The sequence below is a fragment of the Pseudarthrobacter sp. NPDC058362 genome (genome assembly GCF_042723515.1).
In the GTDB taxonomy this organism is placed as follows: domain Bacteria; phylum Actinomycetota; class Actinomycetes; order Actinomycetales; family Micrococcaceae; genus Arthrobacter.
The window spans coordinates 62,970-83,633 of record NZ_JBHXIW010000007.1 but is presented as its reverse complement, the minus strand read 5'-3'; the positions used below and the strand labels follow the sequence as shown (position 1 = coordinate 83,633).

Annotated in this window: 18 protein-coding genes; 10 read left to right on the top strand and 8 right to left on the bottom strand. The window is 69.0% G+C overall.

The genetic code is table 11. The features are described 5' to 3' along the window. Positions 1-2 precede the first annotated feature (2 nt). Entirely contained in the window at positions 3-1,739 is a 1,737-nt protein-coding gene (locus tag ACFWIX_RS13695) for an acetyl/propionyl/methylcrotonyl-CoA carboxylase subunit alpha (protein ID WP_377216684.1), read from the top strand. A 33-nt stretch (positions 1,740-1,772) separates the two neighbouring features. Beyond that, positions 1,773-2,456: a GntR family transcriptional regulator gene (locus tag ACFWIX_RS13690; protein ID WP_377216683.1), complete on the top strand. Its 684-nt coding sequence runs from the start codon at positions 1,773-1,775 to the stop codon at positions 2,454-2,456. A 54-nt stretch (positions 2,457-2,510) separates the two neighbouring features. Here the strand turns inward: ACFWIX_RS13690 and ACFWIX_RS13685 are convergent, their stop codons facing one another. The 4 genes from ACFWIX_RS13685 to ACFWIX_RS13670 form a co-directional block, all read right to left on the bottom strand. Further along, on the bottom strand, positions 2,511-3,152 hold the full coding sequence (locus tag ACFWIX_RS13685; RefSeq protein WP_377216682.1) for a LysE family translocator: 642 nt from the start codon (positions 3,150-3,152) through the stop codon (positions 2,511-2,513). Positions 3,153-3,191: 39 nt separating this feature from the next. After that, complete coding sequence (locus tag ACFWIX_RS13680; RefSeq protein ID WP_377216681.1) at positions 3,192-3,977, bottom strand: putative hydro-lyase; 786 nt, start codon at positions 3,975-3,977, stop codon at positions 3,192-3,194. Beyond that, complete coding sequence (locus tag ACFWIX_RS13675; protein WP_377216680.1) at positions 3,974-5,191, bottom strand: NRAMP family divalent metal transporter; 1,218 nt, start codon at positions 5,189-5,191, stop codon at positions 3,974-3,976. Before ACFWIX_RS13675 ends, ACFWIX_RS13680 begins: the two co-directional genes overlap by 4 nt. Positions 5,192-5,360: 169 nt before the next feature. Next, on the bottom strand, positions 5,361-5,711 hold the full coding sequence (locus tag ACFWIX_RS13670) for a hypothetical protein (RefSeq protein ID WP_377216679.1): 351 nt from the start codon (positions 5,709-5,711) through the stop codon (positions 5,361-5,363). A gap of 69 nt (positions 5,712-5,780) precedes the next feature. Between ACFWIX_RS13670 and ACFWIX_RS13665 the strand changes: the two genes are divergently transcribed. From ACFWIX_RS13665 to ACFWIX_RS13650, 4 genes are all read left to right on the top strand, one after another. Beyond that, positions 5,781-6,884, top strand: a complete 1,104-nt coding sequence (locus tag ACFWIX_RS13665; protein ID WP_377216678.1) for an NAD(P)H-dependent flavin oxidoreductase — start codon at positions 5,781-5,783, stop codon at positions 6,882-6,884. A 40-nt stretch (positions 6,885-6,924) separates the two neighbouring features. Then, a complete protein-coding gene (locus ACFWIX_RS13660; protein WP_377216677.1) occupies positions 6,925-7,599 on the top strand; it encodes a hypothetical protein in 675 nt (224 codons plus the stop codon). Between the two features lie 76 nt (positions 7,600-7,675). Then, the gene (locus ACFWIX_RS13655) at positions 7,676-8,410 is read left to right on the top strand and encodes a YcnI family protein (protein ID WP_377216676.1); all 735 of its coding nucleotides are present in this window, start codon (positions 7,676-7,678) and stop codon (positions 8,408-8,410) included. Between the two features lie 155 nt (positions 8,411-8,565). Continuing rightward, entirely contained in the window at positions 8,566-9,177 is a 612-nt protein-coding gene (locus tag ACFWIX_RS13650) for a DUF4232 domain-containing protein (protein WP_377216675.1), read from the top strand. Between the two features lie 119 nt (positions 9,178-9,296). Here the strand turns inward: ACFWIX_RS13650 and ACFWIX_RS13645 are convergent, their stop codons facing one another. Then, complete coding sequence (locus ACFWIX_RS13645; RefSeq protein ID WP_377216674.1) at positions 9,297-9,767, bottom strand: DUF4383 domain-containing protein; 471 nt, start codon at positions 9,765-9,767, stop codon at positions 9,297-9,299. A 184-nt stretch (positions 9,768-9,951) separates the two neighbouring features. Here ACFWIX_RS13645 and ACFWIX_RS13640 point away from each other — a divergent pair, with 184 nt between their 5' ends. The 3 genes from ACFWIX_RS13640 (at position 9,952) to ACFWIX_RS13630 (ending at position 17,467) form a co-directional block, all read left to right on the top strand. Beyond that, positions 9,952-11,469, top strand: coding sequence for an FAD-dependent oxidoreductase (locus ACFWIX_RS13640; protein ID WP_377216673.1), 1,518 nt, complete (start codon positions 9,952-9,954; stop codon positions 11,467-11,469). Positions 11,470-11,541: 72 nt separating this feature from the next. Then, the gene (locus ACFWIX_RS13635) at positions 11,542-16,644 is read left to right on the top strand and encodes a DNA glycosylase AlkZ-like family protein (RefSeq protein WP_377216672.1); all 5,103 of its coding nucleotides are present in this window, start codon (positions 11,542-11,544) and stop codon (positions 16,642-16,644) included. Further along, the gene (locus tag ACFWIX_RS13630) at positions 16,637-17,467 is read left to right on the top strand and encodes an Fpg/Nei family DNA glycosylase (RefSeq protein WP_377216671.1); all 831 of its coding nucleotides are present in this window, start codon (positions 16,637-16,639) and stop codon (positions 17,465-17,467) included. Before ACFWIX_RS13635 ends, ACFWIX_RS13630 begins: the two co-directional genes overlap by 8 nt. A gap of 38 nt (positions 17,468-17,505) precedes the next feature. Here ACFWIX_RS13630 and ACFWIX_RS13625 read toward each other — a convergent pair whose 3' ends face one another. Genes ACFWIX_RS13625 through ACFWIX_RS13615 form a run of 3 tightly spaced genes read right to left on the bottom strand, consistent with a single transcriptional unit; the run spans position 17,506 to position 19,545 of the window. Next, a complete protein-coding gene (locus ACFWIX_RS13625) occupies positions 17,506-18,138 on the bottom strand; it encodes a YitT family protein (RefSeq protein ID WP_377216670.1) in 633 nt (210 codons plus the stop codon). 58 nt (positions 18,139-18,196) lie between these two features. Continuing rightward, entirely contained in the window at positions 18,197-18,889 is a 693-nt protein-coding gene (locus ACFWIX_RS13620) for an SRPBCC domain-containing protein (protein ID WP_377216669.1), read from the bottom strand. Further along, a complete protein-coding gene (locus ACFWIX_RS13615) occupies positions 18,886-19,545 on the bottom strand; it encodes a helix-turn-helix domain-containing protein (protein ID WP_377216668.1) in 660 nt (219 codons plus the stop codon). The genes ACFWIX_RS13620 and ACFWIX_RS13615 overlap by 4 nt, the downstream gene beginning before the upstream one ends. 136 nt (positions 19,546-19,681) lie before the next feature. On the opposite strand from ACFWIX_RS13615, the gene ACFWIX_RS13610 reads away from it, so the two are divergent. Then, complete coding sequence (locus ACFWIX_RS13610; RefSeq protein ID WP_377216746.1) at positions 19,682-20,662, top strand: RluA family pseudouridine synthase; 981 nt, start codon at positions 19,682-19,684, stop codon at positions 20,660-20,662. Positions 20,663-20,664 lie beyond the last annotated feature (2 nt).

Genomic DNA, 20,664 nt, shown 5'->3' with positions numbered 1-20,664 from the left:
CCATGAAAAAAGTGCTGATCGCCAACCGCGGTGAAATTGCTGTCCGGATCGCCCGCGCCTGCGCCGACGCAGAGCTGGCTTCCGTGGCTGTCTACTCGGACCCCGACGCCGACGCGCTGCACGTGCGCCTCAGCGACGAGGCCCACGCGCTGGACGGCTCGGCCAGCTCCGACACGTACCTGAACATCGAAAAGCTGCTGGCCGTCGCCGCCCGCGCCGGCGCCGACGCCGTCCACCCCGGCTACGGTTTCCTCTCGGAGAACGCGGACTTTGCGCAGGCAGTGCTCGACGCCGGACTGACCTGGGTGGGCCCGTCACCGGAAGCCATCCGAAGCCTGGGCAACAAGGTCACCGCCCGCGAAATCGCGGTCCGCGCCGGCGCGCCGCTGGTCCCGGGCTCCGACGGTCCCGTGGCGGACGCCTCCGAGGTGCGCGCGTTCGCCGAAGAATTCGGCGTGCCGGTGGCCATCAAGGCGGCCTTCGGCGGCGGCGGCCGTGGCTTGAAGATCGCCTACCGGCTCGACGACATCGAGGACGCGTTCGATTCTGCCGTCCGTGAGGCCACCGTGGCGTTCGGCCGCGGCGAGTGCTTCGTGGAACGGTTCCTGGACAAGCCCCGGCACGTCGAGGCACAGGTCCTCGCGGACACCCACGGAAACGTCGTGGTGGTGGGCACGCGCGACTGCTCGCTGCAGCGCCGCAACCAGAAGCTGGTTGAAGAGGCACCCGCACCATTCCTGACGGACGAGCAGCGCAGCCGCATCCACGAGTCCGCCCGGGCCATCTGCCGGGAAGCCGGCTACACCGGCGCCGGGACTGTGGAGTACCTGGTGGCGCCGGACGGCGTGATCTCGTTCCTTGAGGTCAACACCCGGCTGCAGGTGGAGCACCCGGTCACGGAGGAAACCTCCGGGATCGACCTGGTCCGTGAGCAGTTCCGGATCGCCGCGGGCCTCCCCGTGTCCGTCACGGAGGATCCGGCGCCCGTGGGCCACGCCTTCGAGTTCCGCCTCAACGCCGAGGACGCCGGCCGCGGCTTCCTGCCCTCCCCCGGCCCGGTGGACGTGTTCGAAGCCCCCACCGGCGCCGGCATCCGCGTTGATTCGGGCGTCCGATCCGGCTCCGTGATCCCGTCCGAGTACGACTCCCTGATGGCCAAGCTGATCGTCCACGGCGCGGACCGCGCCCAGGCCCTGCGCCGGGCACGGGCAGCACTGGACGAGCTCCGCATCGAAGGCGTCCCCACGGTGGTCCCCTTCCACCGGGCCGTGGTCCGGGACGGCGATTTCACCGCCGCGGACCGGCTGGGCGTGTACACCACGTGGATCGAGTCGGCCTTCGCCACGCGCCTGGCCGCCGCCCTCGAGACGGGAGTCGAAGGACCTCTGGCCAAGCGCGAAACGCTCACGGTGGAGCTGGACGGAAAGGCCGTGCAGCTGGGTCTCCCCGCGAACGTCTTCAACGCGCTCATGCACGGCGGGGGCGCCGCCGTCGACCATTCCGCTGCTCCCGGGACGGCTGCTGCTGACGGCGCGGTGACGGCTCCGATGGGCGGCAACCTGGTGAAGTGGCTGGCCGACGACGGCGCCGAGGTAGGCGCCGGGCAGCCGGTTGCGGTGCTCGAGGCGATGAAGATGGAAACCGTGGTGTCCGCCGGCGAGGCGGGCACGTTCAGCCGCGGACCGCAGGAGCCCGGCGCTGCCGTGGCGCGCGGCGAAGTGCTGGGGACGGTCGGTTAAGATTTAGGGTCCGGGGAAGTTGGGGGAAAGGCTATGGATACAGTGTTGGACGGTACCAAATTGGACGGCATGGCCGAGCACGCGCACACTACGGCGTGGGTGGCATCCGTGCTACGTAACCGGATTGCGGCCGGTGAACTGACACCGGGGTCCAAGCTCTCCGAACAGGCGCTCTCCACCGCCCTGGGCGTGTCCCGGAACACCCTGCGGCAGGCCTTCACCACGCTGGCCGGCGAATCGATCGTGCGCCGCATCCCCAACCGCGGCGTCTTCGTCTCCTCCCCCGGGATAGAGGAAGTCCGCGAAATCTACCGCGTCCGCCGCGCGATCGAGCCTGCGGCGGTGCTGTGGAGTTCGCCGTCCCCGGAAACTCTGGACGCCATGGAGGCCGTGGTGCAGCGCGCGCAGGCCGCACGCGACGCGGGGTCCGTGACGGATATGGCCGATGCCAACCAGGCTTTCCACCGGGAAGTTGTGGGGCTGACCGGAAGCCACACGCTACAGACCCTGATGGACCGGGTGCTGGCCGAGATGCGCCTGGTCTTCTATGCCATGTCCTCCGCCCCGGACTTCCACAGCCATTACGTGGACCGCAACGTCCAGCTGGTCAAGAGACTGCGGGCGGGCGAGAACGAGAAGGCAGCGCAGGAGCTCCGTGAGTACCTGGACGCAGCCGAGGCCGAGCTGCTGGGACACCTCCAACCCTCTCTCACCTGACGCACGAAAATCCCAAACGCTCTCGCACATGAGAGAGGATCGCAGGGGTACAGATTAACTGGTCGCGCCTGAAGCCACCACGCCAAGGCCCAGCGCGGCGATGATTCCGCTGCTCGTGCGCTCGATGACAGTGTTGACCTTGGGCCGCTTCAGCCAGCGCATCGCCTTGAACGCCACCACGGCGACCACCGACAGGTAGGCGAAGGCAATCAGCGCCACGACGACGCCGAGGACCAGGGACGTGCCCATCGTGTCACCGCCGTGCGGGATGAATTGCGGCACCACGGCGAGGTAGAACAGGCCCACCTTGGGGTTCAGCAGCGTAGACAGTGCGCCTGCGCCGAGCGCCGACAGCCTGCTGTAGGGAAGCGGGGTGTCCCCGCCCCCGCCGGCCAGTCCGCTCTTGGCGGCCCGGCGGGACCTCATGAACGAGGAAATCCCGAGGTACAGCAGGTAGAGCCCGCCCGCGATCTTGAGCCAGCGGAAGAGTTCCGCGGACTGTTCCAGCAGCGCGGCCAAGCCCACTCCCACCAGGGCGGCCCACACTATGGCGGCGCCCGCGGAACCCGCCGCCGCCGCCACGCCCGCACTGGGCCGGTTCAACGCGATGCGGAGCACCAGGAACGTGTCCGGACCCGGCGTCAGGGACAGAACGAGGCACAGCCCCGCGAAGGCAATCAGGGAAGCGATAGTCACAGCCCCGATTATGCAGCACCGACGCCGGTCCGCGCGCCCTCAGGGGATGAGGTACTCGCTGTCCCGGGCGTCCGTGATGAGCATGTGCCCCGGGGCGTGACCGATGGCCAGCGGCGGCCGCGACTGCATGACAGCGGCCTGGGGCGTCACACCGCACGCCCAGAACACGGGGATATGTCCGGCGGGAACCTGAACGGCGTCGCCAAAGTCGGGGCGGGACAGGTCACTGATACCCAGCTCTTCCGGATTCCCCACGTGCACCGGCGCGCCGTGGACGGCCGGATACCGGGAGGTGATCCGGACTGCGTCCGCCACCTGGGCGGCGGGAATCGGCCGCATTGAGACCACCATGGGCCCGGACATTGAGCCGGCGGCAGCGCATTCCCGGTTGGTGCGGTACATGGGGACGTTGACGCCCTGGTCGATGTGGGCGATGGAGATCCCGCCGTCCTGCAGGGCGGCCTCAAAGGTGAAAGAGCAGCCAATCAGGAAAGTGACCAGGTCGTCGCGCCAGTAGTCCCGGATGTCCGTGGGCTCGTCCACCTTCTCGCCGTCCCGGTACACCGTGTACTTGGGCACGTCCGTGCGGATGTCCCCTCCGGCCAGCAGCGGCCCGGTAGCCTGCCCGGGCTCGAGTACGCCCAGGATGGGGCAGGGCTTGGGGTTCCGCTGGGCGAACAGCAGGAAATCGAAAGCATTCTCCCGCGGCAATGACAGGACGTTCGCCTGTGCAAACCCCCGGGACCAGCCTGCGGTGGGCTCAACCAGCCCGCCGCGGAACGCTTCGCGCGCCGCGGCGGGCTGTGCTGTTGCGCGGTGCGTCATGCCCACAGCTTCGCGAGGCCCATCACGGAGTTCCAGCCCAGGAACAGGGTCAGCAGCCAGGTAACGACGCCGACGATGAGCAGCCACTTCGGGTAGGCGTAGCCGTGCATCAGGTCGCGGCGGCGCCAGGCCACCCAGAGGAGGACACCGAACCCGACCGGCAGGATCAGTCCGTTGAACGCACCGGCGAAGATCAGCAGCTGCTGCGGGGCCTGGCCCAGGAACATGTAGACGATGGCGCAGCCGGCGATGAACGCCACGGTGATGAGGTTGCGTTTGCGCTCCGGGGTCCTGGAGGACGTGATGAAGGAGACCGACGTGAACGCGGCGCCGATGACCGAGGTGACGGCTGCGGCCCAGAGGACGATGCCGAAGAGGCGGATGCCGATTTCGCCGGCGGCCGCGCCGAAGGCTTCAGCCGCCATGTTGTTGCTGGAGAGAACCGTTCCGCCCGCAACGACGCCCAGGATCGCCAGGAACAGCAGGACGCGCATGATGCCGGTGACGATGATGCCCAGCACGGAGCTGCGGGTGATTTCCTTGACGTGCTCGATGCCCGTTGCGCCGGAGTCCAGCATGCGGTGCGCGCCGGCGTAGGTGATATAGCCACCCACGGTGCCGCCCACCAGGGTGGTGATGATCAGGAAGTCGACGGTCTCGGGGAGGAAGGTGTTCTTCAGTGCCTCGCCTACCGGAGGAGCAGCAACGATGGCTACGTAGATCATCAGCAGAATCATGACTGCACCGAGCATCACCACGATGCGGTCCAGTGCCATACCGGCCTTCTTGCTGAGGAAGATGAGGATGGCCACCACAGCGGAGGCAATGCCGCCAACTTTGGGGTCAACACCCAGCATGGCGTTGGCACCCAGGCCGGTACCGGCGATGTTGCCGATGTTGAAGACCACGCCGCCCAGGAACACCAGGCCGGCCAGGAACCAGCCGACGCCGGGAATCACCTTATTGCCGAGCTCCTGTGCCCGGAGTCCGGTGACGCCGATGACGCGCCAGACGTTCATCTGGACCGCGATGTCGATGAGGATCGAGGCCAGGATCGCGAACGCAAAAGCGGCGCCGATCTGAGCCGTGAAGACAGTGGTCTGCGTGATGAAGCCCGGCCCGATGGCGCTGGTGGCCATGAGGAACATGGCCCCCAGAAGAGCCGTCCGCCGGGCTGAGGAGCTCAGGTTCAGTTTTGTGCCGGTATCTGCCATGGGTCCGTCCGTTACTTTGGGTGACTGGTGTCACAATGATCGTCCTTGAGAGACGATACAGGTTGTTGAACAATCTGCGCAAGATATTGTTCAACAACCCTTTTGTCCAGTCACACTTCCGGACCCCTTATGGCAAGGCCTCGAGGTGCCTCACCCACGGAGGGAAATGTTAAGAAGGAGACCCCTCCGGACGGTCCCCGGGCTTGTGGGTTGCACCGCGCAGGTTTTCCTGGACCTTGCCGAACAGGTCCTTGATAGTTGATTCGGCATTGGTGATCACGTCCACCTGCAGGTACACGTCCTGGCCCACCGGCAAATCGTATTCATCCTTCAGGTGCGTACCGCCGGCTACCCCGTCCAGAGACAGGTACACCATGGCTTCCGTTCGCGCGATGCCGGCGATCCGGCCAAAGACAACGGTGAACTCGTTGGCCTGGAAACTGACCGTCTGGCCGATATGGCTGCGGTCCAGCTCCCCGGCGGCCACGGCCCGTTCTGACTGGCTTCCGGCGTAGTTCATGAACTTCTCCTTGCGATCGCCTGACAGTTACGGTGGCAGTCTAACGCCGACGCCGACACAGGAGCACCCATGACTGCCGAGCCCCTTTCCGCAGCCCGCCCGAACCGGCTCGCCGGCCTCCTCGGCATTGACATTCCGGTGGTGCTGGGACCTTTCGGCGGCGTTTCTTCCGTGGGGCTCACCGCTGCCGTGAGCGACGGCGGCGGGCTGGGTTCGTTTGGCCTGTACGGCTACGACGGGGAGGCCATCCGGCGCACGGCCGCCGAACTGCACGCGGCCACCAGCCGGCCGTTCGCCCTAAACCTCTGGGTACCAACCGGCACCGAAACCACATCCCTGCCCCAGGCCGACTTCGACCGCTACGCCATCGCCCTCAAGCCTTTCTTCGACGAACTCGGCCTCCCGCTGCCGCAGCTGCCCGACCGCTTGATGGCCGACTACGCCGGGCAGGTGGAGGCCGCGCTGGAAGCCCGTCCCGCCGTCGTCAGCTTTGTTTTTGGCGTCCCCTCCCCCGAGGTGGTGGAGGCCGCACACCGGCAGGGCACCAAGGTGCTTGGCACCGCCACCACAGTGGCGGAGGCGGTAGCGCTGGAGGCCGGCGGCGTGGATGCCGTGGTGGCAAGCGGGGCGGAATCCGGCGGGCACCGCGTCTCGTTCCTGGCGCCTGCGGAGGAGTCGCTGGTGGGCACGTTCGCGCTCGTACCGCAGGTGGCGGACGCCGTCCGCATCCCGGTGATCGCCGCCGGGGGTGTCGCGGACCGCCGGGGTGTGGCCGCCGCCCTTGCGCTCGGGGCCGACGGCGTGCAGGTGGGTACCGCTTTCCTGTCCACCGCGGAGTCAGCCGCCGTTCCCGCCTACCGCGACCTGCTGCACAGCCCGGCCGCCGCGCAGACAGTCCTGACCCGCGCCATGAGCGGACGCCTGGCGCGCGGCATTCCCAACACGGCGACCCGCAGCGTCGCGGAAGATCAAATCGCGCCCTTCCCCGTGCAGAACTGGCTCACCGGACGGTTCCGGGCCGAGGCCGCCGCGCAGGGCAACACAAACCTGATGTCCCTGTGGGCCGGGCAGGCGGCACCGCTGCTCCGGCACCGGAACGCGGCGGACGTCCTGGCCGAGCTCACCGCGGGCCTGCCCGGCAGGGCACCGGTAACCCCTGCCCGTCCCCGGTAGAATTCAGGGCAGACCCCAACGCCCCGTGGAAGGAGCAGCCGTGCCTAAGCCGCCGCGGATTCCCTTCCATGCGTTCCGCGCCGCGGCACTGGCCACCGGCACACTCACGCTCGCAGCCGGGGCGCACCTGGCGGCCGGCGGGTCGCTTCCCGCTCCCGGCACCGTGCTGGCACTGCTGGCCCTGACCGTCCTGGTGTGCACGGCCGCCACCCGACTGCGCCTGGGCCTGCCTGCCATCACGGCCCTCCTGGGCGGCGGGCAGCTGGCACTCCACGAAGCGCTGACGCTCCTCAGCACGGCCAGCAGCGCGCCCGCGGTGTCGTCCACAGTGTCGTCCACGGTGTCGCCCGCAGCGGGCCGCATCGCAGGCGCTCACGCCCACGATGCAGCTCCGCTCGAGGTCCTGGCCCACGCCGCCGGGCACGTGGCCACCCACGTGAGCCCGGCCGATCCCGCCGCAGCACCGTTCATGCTGGCGGCCCACGCCCTTGCCACCCTCGGCTGCGCCCTCCTGCTCGCCCAAGGTGAGAACGCCCTCTGGCACCTCGCCGCTTGGCTGAAGCCGCTCACGGAACTGCCCCGGGCCGCCGTCGTACACGCTGTCCCCATGGCTCCCGGAGCCGTTCCCTCCGCCCCGGCGCCCCTGCGCCCCTGGCGGAACCTTCGGCAGGACAGCCGGCGCGGCCCGCCTTCCGCCGCCGTGCTTTCCGTTTAGCCCGCGCCGCTCCAGCCGGCCCGGGACCACCCATTTTCTTGCGCGCCTGGCAATGGCGCGCGCCCGAAAGGCAACCATGCACACCCCTTCAATCCGCCGTTTCGTCGCCGCCACCGCTGCCACGGGAGGCGCCGCGGCACTCCTCCTGTCCATGGCCGGCGGCGCGTCGGCGCACGTCGGCGTCACGCCGGACACCACCGACGCCGGCCAATATGCCCTGCTCACGTTCGGCATCCCGCACGGCTGCGAGGAAGCCGGCACCACCAAGGTGGCCATCACGCTGCCGCAGGAGCTGAACGACGCCCAGCCCACCGTCAACCCCAACTGGACCGTCGAAAAGGTGACCGAAAAGCTGGCCGAACCGCGCAAGCTCCCGGACGGATCCTCCATTACGCAGCGCACCAGCCGGATCGTCTACACGGCCAAGGTGCCGCTGCCGCACGAGCTCCGTGACGCGTTGGTGCTGTCCGTCAAACTCCCGGAGAAGGCCGGCGCCACACTGTATTTCCCGACGCTGCAGACCTGCGAAACAGGCCAGACCGACTGGGCGCAGATCGCCAGGGACGGCGAGGATCCCCACTCGCTCAACGCTCCGGCGCCAGCCTTCACGCTGACGGCTGCAGAGTCTTCCGGAGCGCACGGCGGGGACTCTTCCGTTGGGCACGGGGCGGCACCGGAAGAGCAGCGGACGACGGCGGCGGACAGCGGCGCGTCCGCGCGCAGCTGGGCGGGACTCGCCGCAGGCGCGGGAGGGCTCGCGCTGGGCGGTGCGGCGCTGCTGCGCACCCGAAACCGCCCTGCGGATAAGTAACCGGGATTGCTGACCGCTGGCGGAGGTCCGGGCGGGCCCGCTTCATCACGATCCGGCCATCAAATGGGCCTCCGCCACGCGGCATCGTTGACGCGGGCAACGGCTGACGCAAAGGTGGTGGCATGAGGTCTCAGCGAAATTCATCCCGTTTAGTCATGGCGACCGCGGCTGCAGCGGCGGCTTTGGTGCTGGCCGGGTGCGGCCCCAGCCAGCCGCAGCAGCAGCCCACCACCAGCCCGGGCACCGACTCGGCCAGTCCCGCCCCAACCGCCACGGACCCAGCCAGCCCCAGCGGCAGCGCCACTCCGGACGCAACGGCGGCTCCGTCGTCGTCCGCTGCCGGTTCGCCTGCCCTGTGCAAGGCTGCCGGACTCTCCGCCGCTACGGACGCCACCGGCGGCGGCGCGGCCGGCAGCGTATACATGAAACTGATGCTCACCAACAAGGGCACCGAACCCTGCCTGCTGCGCGGCTACCCCGGAGTGTCCCTCGTGGCCAACGCCACCGGCGCCCCCATCGGCGCGCCTGCCACCCGGGACAACACCGCGCCCGCCGTGGACGTGGTCCTGGCCCCGGGCAAGAGCGGCACCGCAGTGCTCCGCTACACGCAGGCCAAGAACTACATGGAATGCAAGGTGGCGGACGCCGCCGGCTATCGAATCTACCCGCCGGAGGACAAGGCTTCCCTGTTCCTGGCAAAGCCCACCACGGCCTGCACCAACGCCGACATCACGCTCCTGAGCGTAGGGGCATTCCAGCCGAGCTGACACGCAGCTCCAGCGTTTGCCCGCACCACCCGCTTACCGCACAGGTACACCCAGCACAGGGGCGGCCCGGCAATTGCCGGGCCGCCCTTGCTGTTGCGCCTGCCTTAGTGTGCCGTGGCTTAGTGTGCCGTGGTGGTGCGGCGGGTGTGGGCCGTGCCTCGGGACAGGGCAAGGCCCAGTCCGACCATGGCGACCCCCAGGACGAAGTGCAGCCAGTTGTCGGCGGTGTTGACGGGGACAAAGTTGGCGGCGGTGTCCTGCCCGATCAACAGCCCGTAGAGCCACAGGACCAGGTAGATGGCGCCGCCCACCACCAGGTAGTTCCGGGACTGGGCGGCAGTGCGGGCCATGGCTATACCGGCAGCACCGAAGAGCAAGTGGACGATGTTATGCAGCACGGAAACCTGGAAAATGCCCAGCAGCAGGGCTTCAGAGCCGTGCCCGGCGAAACCGAGTGCGCTGTAGTTCGTGGTAATTCCCGGGATGAACCCCAGGACGCCCACCAGGAGGAAAACCGCCCCCACGGCGAGCGCTGTTTTTTGGATGGTGGTCCGGCCTGCGGTGCGGCCGTCCGGGCTGATGCTGGTCATGACTTCTCCTAGTGTCTGTCGAAACGTACACAAGATGCCCGCCGGGCTGGGCCTGGCCATAGACTTAAACCCGGACACCATAAGTATACTTAGTAAGTCCCGCGCGGATAAGGATGGATCCATAACGGACCCATTACAAAACCGGCCCCGGCCAGGGCCTTCACCACGGAGGCAGGCAGCTGACATGACATCTCTTTGGTTGGACCGTCCCGATACGTTCGTTTCCGATCCGTTTAAGCCGGGGTCCCGCTACCACACCGTGGTGGCCGGAGCCGGCCTCACCGGCCTGGTCGCAGCGCTCCTGCTGGCGCGGTCGGGGCAGGACGTGCTGGTGGTGGAAGCGAGGCATCCCGGCGCGGTCACCACCGGAAACACCACGGCCAAGGTGACCCTGCTGCAGGGCACGGTCCTGGCGCAGCTGGCGCGGCAGTACCCCCGGCACCAGGTCCAGGCCTACGTGGATGCCAACCGCGAAGGCCAGGCGTGGCTGCTGCGGTACCTGGAGGAGCAGAACGTTCCGTTCCAGCGCCGCGACGCCTACACCTACGCCACCACGCCCGCTGCCACGGAGAAGCTCCGCGAAGAAGTCAGCGCAGCAACCACCGCAGGCCTGGACGTCGAGTACGTGCGTGACGCCGGCCTCCCCTTCCCGGTCCACGGCGCCGCACGCCTGGCCGCACAGGCGCAGATCCACCCTATGGAGGTCCTGGATGCGCTGATGGCGGACCTCCGCAGCCGCGGCGGCTCGATCGCCACGGGCGTCCGACTGCGGGATGTCACGGGCGACAGGCCCTGCACGGTGGAAACGGACCAGGGCAGCATCACCGCGGACCAGGTGGTGCTGGCCACCGGCACCCCCGTGCTGGACCGCGGCCTGTACTTCGCCAAGCTGAAGCCGCACCGCTCCTACGCCGCGGCACTGCAGCTGGCCGAGGGCCAGGAGCCGCCTCCCGGGATGTACATTTCCGTGGAGCAGCCCACCCATTCGCTCCGGGACTACGAGTCCGACGCCGGGCGCCTCCTTTTGGTGGGCGGGCATGGGCATCCGGTAGGCCGGACACCGTCCGAAAAGGCGCACCTGGAGGGCCTCCTCGCGTGGGCCGGCCAGCACTATCCCGGGGCGGTACCCACGCACACCTGGTCGGCGCAGGACTACCAGCCCACTAACCTCATGCCGTTCTTCGGCAAACTCCCCCGCGGCCGCGGCCATGTGTACTTCGGCACCGGCTACAACAAGTGGGGGATGACCAACGCCGTGGCCGCTGCGCTGGGGATCTCGGCGGACATCCTGGGCGGCCAGGTCCCGTGGGCCGACACCATCCACCACCGGATCACCTCGCCGTCCGGGGCGCTATCCGCCCTCGGCCTGAACGCGGGCGTGGCCGCCCGGCTGGCCACCGACTGGGGCAAGGTCGCCGGCCGGAAGCTGCGCAAGGATACGCCCGCAGCGGCAGCACCGGCTGTCCCTGCCGAGGGGACGGGAACGGTCGACGGCGGCACCGGACGTCCCGTGGCCGTCTCCACCGTTGACGGGACCACCTGCAAGCTCTCCGCCGTGTGCACGCACCTGGGCGGGATCGTGCACTGGAACGACAGCGAAAAAACCTGGGACTGCCCGCTGCATGGCTCCCGCTTCAGCAGCGACGGCACGCTCCTCGAAGGACCCGCCACCCGGAACCTGCCAAGGGCCGACAAGGGTTGACGGCTGCGGCTACGGGACGCCGGCGTCGCGGGCCCCACGGATCCTGTCAGCGGGGTGGGGCATGATGGAGGCATGAACCCGGAACAGCCGCCCGCTCCCGGCGCTGAAGCTCCCATGGGTCAGTTCAGCCGCCCCACCAGGGAGTGGTTCCTGGGCGCGTTCCATGAGCCTACGCCCGCCCAGGCCGGGGCGTGGAACGCCATCTCCTCCGGCTCGCATGCCCTGGTGGTTGCCCCCACGGGATCGGGCAAGACGCTGGCCGCGTTCCTGTGGGCGCTGGACCGGCTGATCAGCTCCGCTCCGCCCGCACCCGTCCCGGCGGAAGCGCCGAAAGGCAAACGCACCCGTGCGCCCAAGCGGAAGACCCGCGTCCTTTACATCTCCCCGCTGAAGGCCCTGGGCGTGGACGTGGAACGGAACCTCCGCGCCCCGCTGATCGGCATCACCCAGACGGCCAAGCGGTTGGACCTGCCGGCACCGCTCATCAGCGTCGGGGTGCGGTCCGGGGACACCACGACGGCGGACCGGCGGGCGCTGTTGAGCAACCCGCCGGACATTCTGATCACCACGCCCGAGTCGCTGTTCCTCATGCTCACCTCGCGGGCACGGGACACCCTCACCGAAGTGGACACCGTGATCATCGACGAAGTCCACGCCGTGGCCGGCACCAAGCGCGGCGCGCACCTTGCCGTGTCGCTCGAACGGCTGGACGCGCTGCTGCCCAAGCCGGCGCAACGGATCGGACTCTCGGCCACCGTGGAGCCCCGGGACCTGGTGGCGCAGTTCCTGGCCGGGTCCGCCCCGGTGGAAATCGTGGCGCCGCCGGCCCGGAAGAACTGGGACCTGACGGTGTCCGTGCCGGTGGAGGACATGACGGACCTGCAGGGTGCGGCGGGTGCGTTCGATTCCGGTCCGGCCTCCGGACTGCAGCCGCAGGCGTCCATCTGGCCGCATGTGGAGGAGAAGATCGTGGACCTGGTCCTGGCCAACCAGTCCACGATTGTCTTTGCCAACTCCCGCCGGCTGTCCGAACGGCTCACCGCGCGGTTAAACGAGATCTACGCCGAACGCCAGCTCGTGGCCGCGGGCGGCGGCTGGGACGCCCCTGCGCTGGGGGCTGATGCAGCTGCGCCGGGGACGGCCGCGGCCTGGGGGGACGCGCCGCCGGAGGCGACGCCGTCGGGCGTTCCTGCCTCAACCGCGACGCCCGCGCACATGATGGCCCAGGCCGGAAGCTCCGCCGGGGCGGACCCGGTGCTGGCCCGTGCCCACCACGGTTCGGTGTCCAAGGACCAGCGCGCGCTCATCGAGGATGACCTCAAGTCCGGGCGGCTGCGTTGCGTGGTGGCCACCTCGTCCCTGGAGCTGGGCATCGACATGGGCGCGGTGGACCTGGTGGTGCAGGTGGAATCGCCGCCGTCGGTGGCCAGCGGACTGCAGCGGGTCGGGCGTGCCGGCCACCAGGTGGGCGAAGTGTCGCAGGGCGTGCTGTTCCCCAAGCACCGCGCGGACCTGGTGCACACTGCCATCACCGTGGAGCGGATGCTGGACGGGAAGATCGAGCAGCTCAGCATCCCGGCCAACCCCCTGGACATCCTGGCCCAGCAGACCGTGGCTGCCACCGCGCTGGGCAGTATCGACGTGGAGGAATGGTTCAGCACGGTGCGCCGCTCGGCCCCGTTCGCCTCGCTCCCCCGGTCCGCGTTCGAGGCCACGCTGGATCTGCTGGCGGGGCGGTACCCGTCCGACGAATTCGCCGAACTCCGGCCCAGGATCATCTGGGACCGCAACGCAGGCACCATCGAGGGCCGGCCCGGCGCGCAGCGGCTGGCCGTCACCTCCGGCGGGACCATCCCGGACCGCGGCCTCTTTGGGGTGTACATCATCGGCACCGAAGTGGAGGGCTCTGGCGCCCCTGCGGAGGACGGTAAGCCCGCGCGCGCGGCCAAGGGCGGGCGGCGCGTGGGCGAGCTGGACGAGGAGATGGTCTACGAATCCCGCGTGGGCGATGTGTTTGCCCTTGGCGCCACCAGTTGGAAGATCGAGGACATCACGCACGACCGCGTCCTGGTCTCCCCCGCCTTTGGCCAACCCGGCAAGCTGCCGTTCTGGAAGGGCGATTCGCTGGGCCGCCCGGTGGACCTGGGGCGCGCCCTGGGCGCGTTCGTCCGGGAACTTTCAGCATCCGACGCCGGCCCTGCCGCCGAACGCTGCAAGGCCAGCGGGCTGGATGACTTCGCCGCGAACAACCTTCTTCAGTACCTCACCGAGCAGAAACAGGCCACCGAGGTGGTACCCAGCGACACCACGCTGGTGGTGGAGCGGTTCCATGACGAGCTGGGCGACTGGCGCGTGATCCTGCACAGCCCGTTCGGCATGCCTGTTCATGCACCGTGGGCCCTGGCTGTGGGGCAGCGGCTGCACCAGCGGTACGGGCTGGACGGCTCGGCCATGGCCGCGGACGACGGTATCGTGCTGCGCGTTCCCATGATGGAGGACGAACCGCCCGGCGCGGAGCTGTTCCTGTTCGACCCCGAGGAGCTGGAGCAAATCGTCACGGCGGAGGTGGGCGGCAGCGCGCTGTTCGCCTCCCGGTTCCGCGAATGCGCCGCCCGGGCACTGCTGCTGCCCCGGCAGACCCCGGGAAAGCGGCAGCCCCTGTGGCAGCAGCGCCAGCGGTCCGCGCAGCTGCTGGATGTGGCGCGTAAATACCCCACGTTCCCGATCGTGCTGGAGACTGTGCGCGAATGCCTGCAGGACGTGTACGACCTCCCGGCTCTGAAGGACATCGCGGCGTCGGTGGAGCGCCGGGAGCTACGGATCCTGGAGACCACCACGCAGCAGCCATCGCCGTTCGCTAAGTCCCTGCTGTTCGGGTACGTGGCGCAGTTCCTTTATGAGGGCGACTCCCCGCTCGCCGAGCGCCGTGCCGCCGCCCTGGCCCTGGACTCGACGCTGCTTAATGAGCTGCTGGGCCGGGTGGAGCTGCGGGAGCTGCTGGACGAGAAGGTCATCGAGGCGACCGAACGCGAGCTGCAGCGGCTGGTTCCGGACCGCCGGGCCCGGGGCATGGAAGGGGTGGCGGACCTGCTGCGGCTGCTGGGACCGCTGACGCCGGAAGAAACGGCGGAGCGGCTGCAGGGAGCTGACGGGCCGGAGGTGGCGGAGGTCGCCGACGTCGAAGCGGTTGACTCCGATCCTGACGGCGCGGCGGTTGAACCTGCCGTTCCGAGCGCCCCGAGCGCCTCAGCGGCCGAGGCCACCGCACACCTGGTGGCGCTCCAGCGCGCCAACCGGGCCATCCGGGTGACGATCGGCGGGGTGGAGCGGTTCGCCGCTGTGGAGGATGCCGCGAGACTGCGAGATGCCATTGGCGTGCCGTTGCCGATGGGTGTTCCGCTGGCGTTCATCGAGCCGGTGGCCGATCCGCTCGGCGACCTCGTGTCCCGTTACGCCCGGACGCACGGACCCTTCACGGCCACGGAAGCAGCGGACCGGCTGGGACTGGGCGTGGCCGTCGTCGAAACTGCGCTCAAACGCCTCGCGGCGGACGGCCGCGTGGTGGAGGGCGAGTTCCGCCCCCACGTCACGCCGCCCGAAAGCGCACTCCCTGACGCTGAATCACGGAAAGCTGGCCCCCAGGAAGCAGCACCGCAGCAGACAACCCGCCCCGCCGGCAGCGAATGGTGCGATGCGGACGTCCTGCGCAAGCTCCGGCGTCGTTCGCTTGCCGCACTCCGCGCCGAAGTGGAACCGGTGGATGCCGCCGCGTACGGCCGGTTCCTGCCCGCCTGGCAGCACGTCCGGACGCCCGGAGGCGGGCGCGGCCAGCCGTCGCTGCGGGGGCTGGACGGGATCGTCACCGCCGTCGACCAGCTCTCCGGCGTGCCCATCCCCGCCTCCGCGTGGGAGCCGCTCGTGCTGGCCAGCCGCGTGTCCAACTACCAGCCGGCCATGCTCGATGAGCTCATGGCCGCCGGCGAGGTGGTGTGGTCGGGGGCAGGCCCGCTGCCCGGGAACGACGGCTGGATCAGCCTTCACCTCGCGGATTCCGCCGAACTGACCCTGAACCCGTCACCCGAGTACGAACCCGGCGACACCCAGCAGCGGATCCTGGACCACCTGCGGGGCAACGGCGGCGGGTACTTTTTCCGCCAGCTGACCGACGTGGCGGGCGGGATGGACGCGGTGCTGGGCGACCAGGAAGTCGTCTCCGCACTGTGGGATCTTGCGTGGGCCGGCCGGATCACCGGCGATACGTTTGCGCCGGTCCGGGCACTGATCGCCGGCGGGCACACGGCGCACCGGCAGGTGGCCCGTGCGCCGCGGGCCAGGGCGCCGCGGCTCAGCAGGCTGGGCCGTTCGCACGGCTCAGGGCTGTTCGGGTCCCCGGGGCTGGGCGGTGGTTCCGGGGTGGGTTCATCGGGCTTGGGTACTGCGGGGGCGGGTTCTTCAGGGCTGGGCTCCTCCCGGCTGGGCGGCGCGGGCGCCGTGCCGCCGATGGCTGCCGGCCGCTGGTCAGCGCTGCCGCAGCCGGAACTGGACGCCACGCTCCATGCGCGCGGCACGGCGGAACTGCTGCTGGACCGCTATGGCGTGGTCACCCGGGGCTCCGTTATGGCGGAGCAAATCCTGGGCGGTTTCGGCCTGATGTACAAGGTCCTGGCACGGCTCGAGGAGGCCGGGCGGTGCCGCCGCGGCTACTTCATCGAACATCTGGGGGCCGCACAGTTCGCCGTGCCCGCCACCGTGGACCGGTTGCGTTCCTATTCTGAAGATACCCAGCTGGCCAAGGCGGAACCGGTTGCGCTGGCGCTGGCCGCAACGGACCCCGCCAACCCTTACGGCGCCGCGCTTCCCTGGCCTGCGTCGCACGATGACGCCGGCAGCGGGCACCGGCCCGGACGGAAGGCAGGGGCCCTGGTTGTCCTGGTGGACGGTGCCCTGGTGCTGTACGTGGAACGCGGCGGCAAGACCCTCCTGGCCTTCAGCGATGACGACGCCGTCCTGGCCGCCGCGGCGTCGGCTCTGGCCGGAGTCGTGACCCGGGGCGCAGTGGACAAGCTGATCATGGAGAAGGTCAACGGCCACGGGATCCTGGACACCCCCGTCGCTACCGCGCTCACCGCCGCCGGAGCCTACTCCACGCCGAAGGGGCTGAGGATCCGTGCCTGAGGGCGATTCCGTCTGGCGTGCGGCCCGGCAGCTGCACGAAGCCCTGGCCGGGCAGACGCTCCTGGCCTCGGACTTCCGGGTGCCGCGGTTCGCAACGTTGAACCTCGCCGGCTGGACCGTGGCGGAGGTGGTGCCCCGCGGGAAGCACCTGCTCATGCGCGTCGCTGGCCCGGACGGCAAGCGGCTCACCATCCACTCCCACCTGAAGATGGAAGGGACCTGGCAGGTCTATCCGCCGGGCGGCCGGTGGCGGAAACCCGGCCACACGGCCCGGTGCGTGCTGCGGACGGAGGCTGCGGACGCCGTCGGATTTTCCCTGGGCCTGCTGGAAGTGGTGGCTACCGACCAGGAGGACGCAGTGGTCGGGTTCCTGGGCCCGGACCTGCTGGGACCCGATTGGGATATCGATGAGGCTGAACGCCGGATCCGCGCTGCCCCGGACGTTCCCGTGGGCGTGGCGCTGCTCGACCAGCGGAACCTGGCCGGCATCGGCAACATCTACCGGTGCGAGGCGTGCTTCCTGTCAGGGGTTCATCCGGCCGTTCCGGTCTCCGACGTTGCGGATCTGCGGACCATCATGACGGACGCCAAGCAGCTTCTGGAAGTGAATCTTGGGCCGGGCCGGCGCGTCACCGTGCTCAACGCCCGCGGGATGCCTGTTGGCCGAATGGCCGGCCGGCCCGGCTACTGGGTATACGGCCGCGAACACCGGGCCTGCCTGAAGTGCGGGACACCCATCCGCCGCGGGCTGCTGGGGAAACCCAACGGAGACGAGGAACGCGACATCTACTTTTGTCCGCGGTGCCAGCCCGTCCCAGGCTGACCGTCCGGACCCGCACACCTGGTGGCCTTCCGGCGGAACTAGCGTGCCGCCGTCGTAGGTTCCTCACTGGCCGGACGGGCCGAAGGCGCCGCCGTGTCCGGCACCATGAACCGTGGCAGAAGCAACTGGACCAGGGGGCCGATGGCGAGCGCGTATACCACTGTGCCCACGCCCACCGAACCGCCCAGGAGCCATCCGATGGCCAGGACGGCAACCTCGATCAGCGTCCGGCAGAGCCGAATCGACCGGCCGGTGCGGTGTGCGAGGCCGGTCATGAGTCCGTCGCGGGGTCCGGGGCCCAGGCGGGCGCCGATGTAGCAGGCGGACGCGACGCCGTTGAGCAGGACGGCGCCGGCCATCATGGCGAACTGGCCGGCAACGTGCGTGACGTCCGGAATCACCGCCAGGCCCAGGTCCGCGAAGAGACCCACCAGGACCGCGTTGCACAGGGTACCGATCCCCGGCCGCTGCCGCAGCGGGATCCACAGCAGCAGCACCACGAAACTCGTGATGATCACCACGGTGCCGATACTGAGCACGGTTCGGTTGGCCACGCCCTGATGAAAGACGTCCCACGGGTCCAGGCCGAGCCCGGCGCGGATCAGCATCGCCAGGGACACCCCGTACAGGGCAAGGCCGATGAGAAGCTGGACGAGTCTGCGGGTCACCACACCACCTTGCCACGGAATCGCCCCGCAGCCGCCCCTTTCTCGTGCCTCCGAGCAGAGGTTACGCGTAGACCTGTCCGAGGAAACCGCCCCATGCTTTTGCAGTCGCGGTCGAATCGCCGGAACCGCTGAAATCATGCACCGTCATGCCCACCGGAGCGCCCCAGGCATTGCGGCCGAAGAACCTGTACATCGCATCCTTGGTGCGGATGCCCAGGAAGTGCTGGTTGGAAAAGTCCACTTCACCCGAAAGTCGGCCCACACCGTCGAGCTCCACGTCCACCGGTGAACCCTGCCGCGCCGACTCAACGCCCAGCGCCCTGCGGAGCCGCTCGAAACCCTCCGGCGACTGCGATGCGGCAGGTCCCTGGATGTCGGTGAACACCACGGGACGGCCATCAAAATGCGCCAGGTACTGCCCCAGCGTGTGGAGGTAGAACTCGGTGTGACGGGACGCGCCGTCGTACTGTTCATCCCAATTGTCCGCAAAGACGCCGCTGTGGACGTAGTGCAGGCGGGCGCGGTTGTCCTCCAGCGGTTCGAGCACGTGCTCCAGCTGGTTGAACCAGCCGTCCGGGCCCTCCATCCGCGAGACCAGGTGGGTGGGGTATTCCTGGACAGTCTTCACATCCGGCCACTGGTCCGTGGGGAACATCCAGGCGGGGGTTCCGTCGGTTACCGCCTCCCACACCCGTTCCGGCGTGGCGGGAAGTTCGGTGTCATGAACGATTTCGAAGCTGCGGTTGTCAGTCATTGTCCTGTTCCTTGCCTGTCTTGTGGGCGGTTGCCTTGGGGTTCTGGTCGGGTGCCTTGAGGGCCCGTCGCTTTCAGGACCGGGTGCAGTGCGACCACCAGCCGGTGGCGCCGCCCCTTGGGTGCGCTCGAGCCGCCGTGATTGTGGTACTTGTCCACCAGTTGCGTAACCGCCACACCGAGTTCCTCGGCAAAAGCGGCCCGGTCGGCGGCGGTGCGGAAAGTGATTTCGCCGTCGATCGCAAACGTCGCCAGCTCCTGCTTTGCCGCGGCCGCGCCGGCGATCAGCTTGCCCATCTCCTGCACCATCCGGCCGGCGAGCGCCAGCAGCCAGAAAGCGGAGAACCGGTCCGAAAACCGGTGCGGATCCGGCGACACCTGGGCCAGCGCCTGGGGCGAGATCAGGTACGACGCAGCCGTCGCCTGCAGCACCCGCTCCGTGACGTTTCCCTTGCGCCGCTCCTCCACCAGCTCCACCAGGCCGTGCCGTTCGAGGGCCTTGAGGTGGTAGTTGACCTTCTGCCGGGGCAGGCCGGTTTTGGCGGCGAGCTGCGTGGCCGAGCCCGGCTCCCCCAGTTCGCGCAGGATCCTGGTCCGAATAGGGTCCAGCGACGCCTCTGCGGCGGCCGGATCCTCGATCACCGCGATGTCCAACATGGGTTAACAATGCCCACCGACAACTTTTTTTGTCAATAACTTTTTTCTGTTCGGAGCGCCGGGGTGCGGACGTTCACATCCGTCCCAGGGTCACGCTGCCGATCCGCGCCCGGCTCCCCGGTAGACTGGACCGGTGATGCAGTCACCCCTCCCCGTGCGCGACGGCGTCAATGCCACCCGCCTTCGCCTGCCGGAAGACGGTCCGTGGGATACGGCCATGGACTACATGATGCACCGGTGGGGCCACATCGATCCACAAGGCATCGAGGACCGTTTCGACGCCGGCGAAATCGTGGGTGAAGGCGGCGTTCCGCTGGACCGGACTACCAGGCTCCAGGACCACACGTTTATTTGGTACTACCGCACGCTCCCGCCGGAAACCCGGATACCGGTGGAGATCAACATCCTGCACCAGGACGAGCACCTCCTGGTCGCAGACAAGCCGCATTTCCTGCCCACCACGCCCGGCGGCACCTACATCCAGGAATCGGCGCTGGTCCGGCTGCGGAACCAGCTCGACCTGCCGGATCTGATCCCCATGCACCGGCTGGACCGCATGACCGCCGGCGTCCTCCTGTTCTCCACCAACCCGCAGACACGGGGCAAATACCAGGTGCTCTTCGAGAAGCGCCAGGTCCAGAAGGAGTACGAGTGCGTGTCCGCCGCCGAGCCCGCGCCGGGGCACCCCGCCGTCGAGTTTCCCGTTGTGGTCCGTAACCGTATGACCAAGTCCCGCAGCTACCTCCTGGCCGAGGTGGTGGACGGCGAGCCCAACGCGGAAACCAGGATCGAACAGCTCGAAACGTTCGACGCCGGCACCCCGGCGGACGCTTCAGCCGCCGGTTCCGCAGCGCATCCCGCGGTCCGCCTCGCCAGGTACCGGCTGGAGCCGCACACCGGAAAGACTCACCAGCTGCGGGTGCACATGGCATCACTGGGACTGGGCATCGTCAACGACGCGTTCTACCCGGAACTTCTGGACAAAGCCCCGGACGACTACTCCAGACCGCTCCAGCTCCTGGCCCGCGGCATCCGTTTCGTGGACCCGATCTCGGGCAAACCCGTGGAGTACCGCAGCCGGCTGGAATTGAACGAAGCAGCACGCGCCCGCGCCTGATA

Excerpts from the sequence above, each read along its gene's own strand:
- ACFWIX_RS13620 (WP_377216669.1), bottom strand. The coding sequence starts at position 18,889 with ATGACTGACAACCGCAGCTTCGAAATCGTTCATGACACCGAACTTCCC.
- ACFWIX_RS13645 (WP_377216674.1), bottom strand. The coding sequence starts at position 9,767 with ATGACCAGCATCAGCCCGGACGGCCGCACCGCAGGCCGGACCACCATC.
- ACFWIX_RS13670 (WP_377216679.1), bottom strand. The coding sequence starts at position 5,711 with ATGAACTACGCCGGAAGCCAGTCAGAACGGGCCGTGGCCGCCGGGGAG.
- ACFWIX_RS13650 (WP_377216675.1), top strand. The coding sequence starts at position 8,566 with ATGGCGACCGCGGCTGCAGCGGCGGCTTTGGTGCTGGCCGGGTGCGGC.
- ACFWIX_RS13675 (WP_377216680.1), bottom strand. The coding sequence starts at position 5,191 with ATGGCAGATACCGGCACAAAACTGAACCTGAGCTCCTCAGCCCGGCGG.
- ACFWIX_RS13635 (WP_377216672.1), top strand. The coding sequence starts at position 11,542 with ATGAACCCGGAACAGCCGCCCGCTCCCGGCGCTGAAGCTCCCATGGGT.
- ACFWIX_RS13640 (WP_377216673.1), top strand. The coding sequence starts at position 9,952 with ATGACATCTCTTTGGTTGGACCGTCCCGATACGTTCGTTTCCGATCCG.
- ACFWIX_RS13695 (WP_377216684.1), top strand. The coding sequence starts at position 3 with ATGAAAAAAGTGCTGATCGCCAACCGCGGTGAAATTGCTGTCCGGATC.
- ACFWIX_RS13610 (WP_377216746.1), top strand. The coding sequence starts at position 19,682 with ATGCAGTCACCCCTCCCCGTGCGCGACGGCGTCAATGCCACCCGCCTT.
- ACFWIX_RS13655 (WP_377216676.1), top strand. The coding sequence starts at position 7,676 with ATGCACACCCCTTCAATCCGCCGTTTCGTCGCCGCCACCGCTGCCACG.
- ACFWIX_RS13680 (WP_377216681.1), bottom strand. The coding sequence starts at position 3,977 with ATGACGCACCGCGCAACAGCACAGCCCGCCGCGGCGCGCGAAGCGTTC.
- ACFWIX_RS13615 (WP_377216668.1), bottom strand. The coding sequence starts at position 19,545 with ATGTTGGACATCGCGGTGATCGAGGATCCGGCCGCCGCAGAGGCGTCG.
- ACFWIX_RS13665 (WP_377216678.1), top strand. The coding sequence starts at position 5,781 with ATGACTGCCGAGCCCCTTTCCGCAGCCCGCCCGAACCGGCTCGCCGGC.
- ACFWIX_RS13690 (WP_377216683.1), top strand. The coding sequence starts at position 1,773 with ATGGATACAGTGTTGGACGGTACCAAATTGGACGGCATGGCCGAGCAC.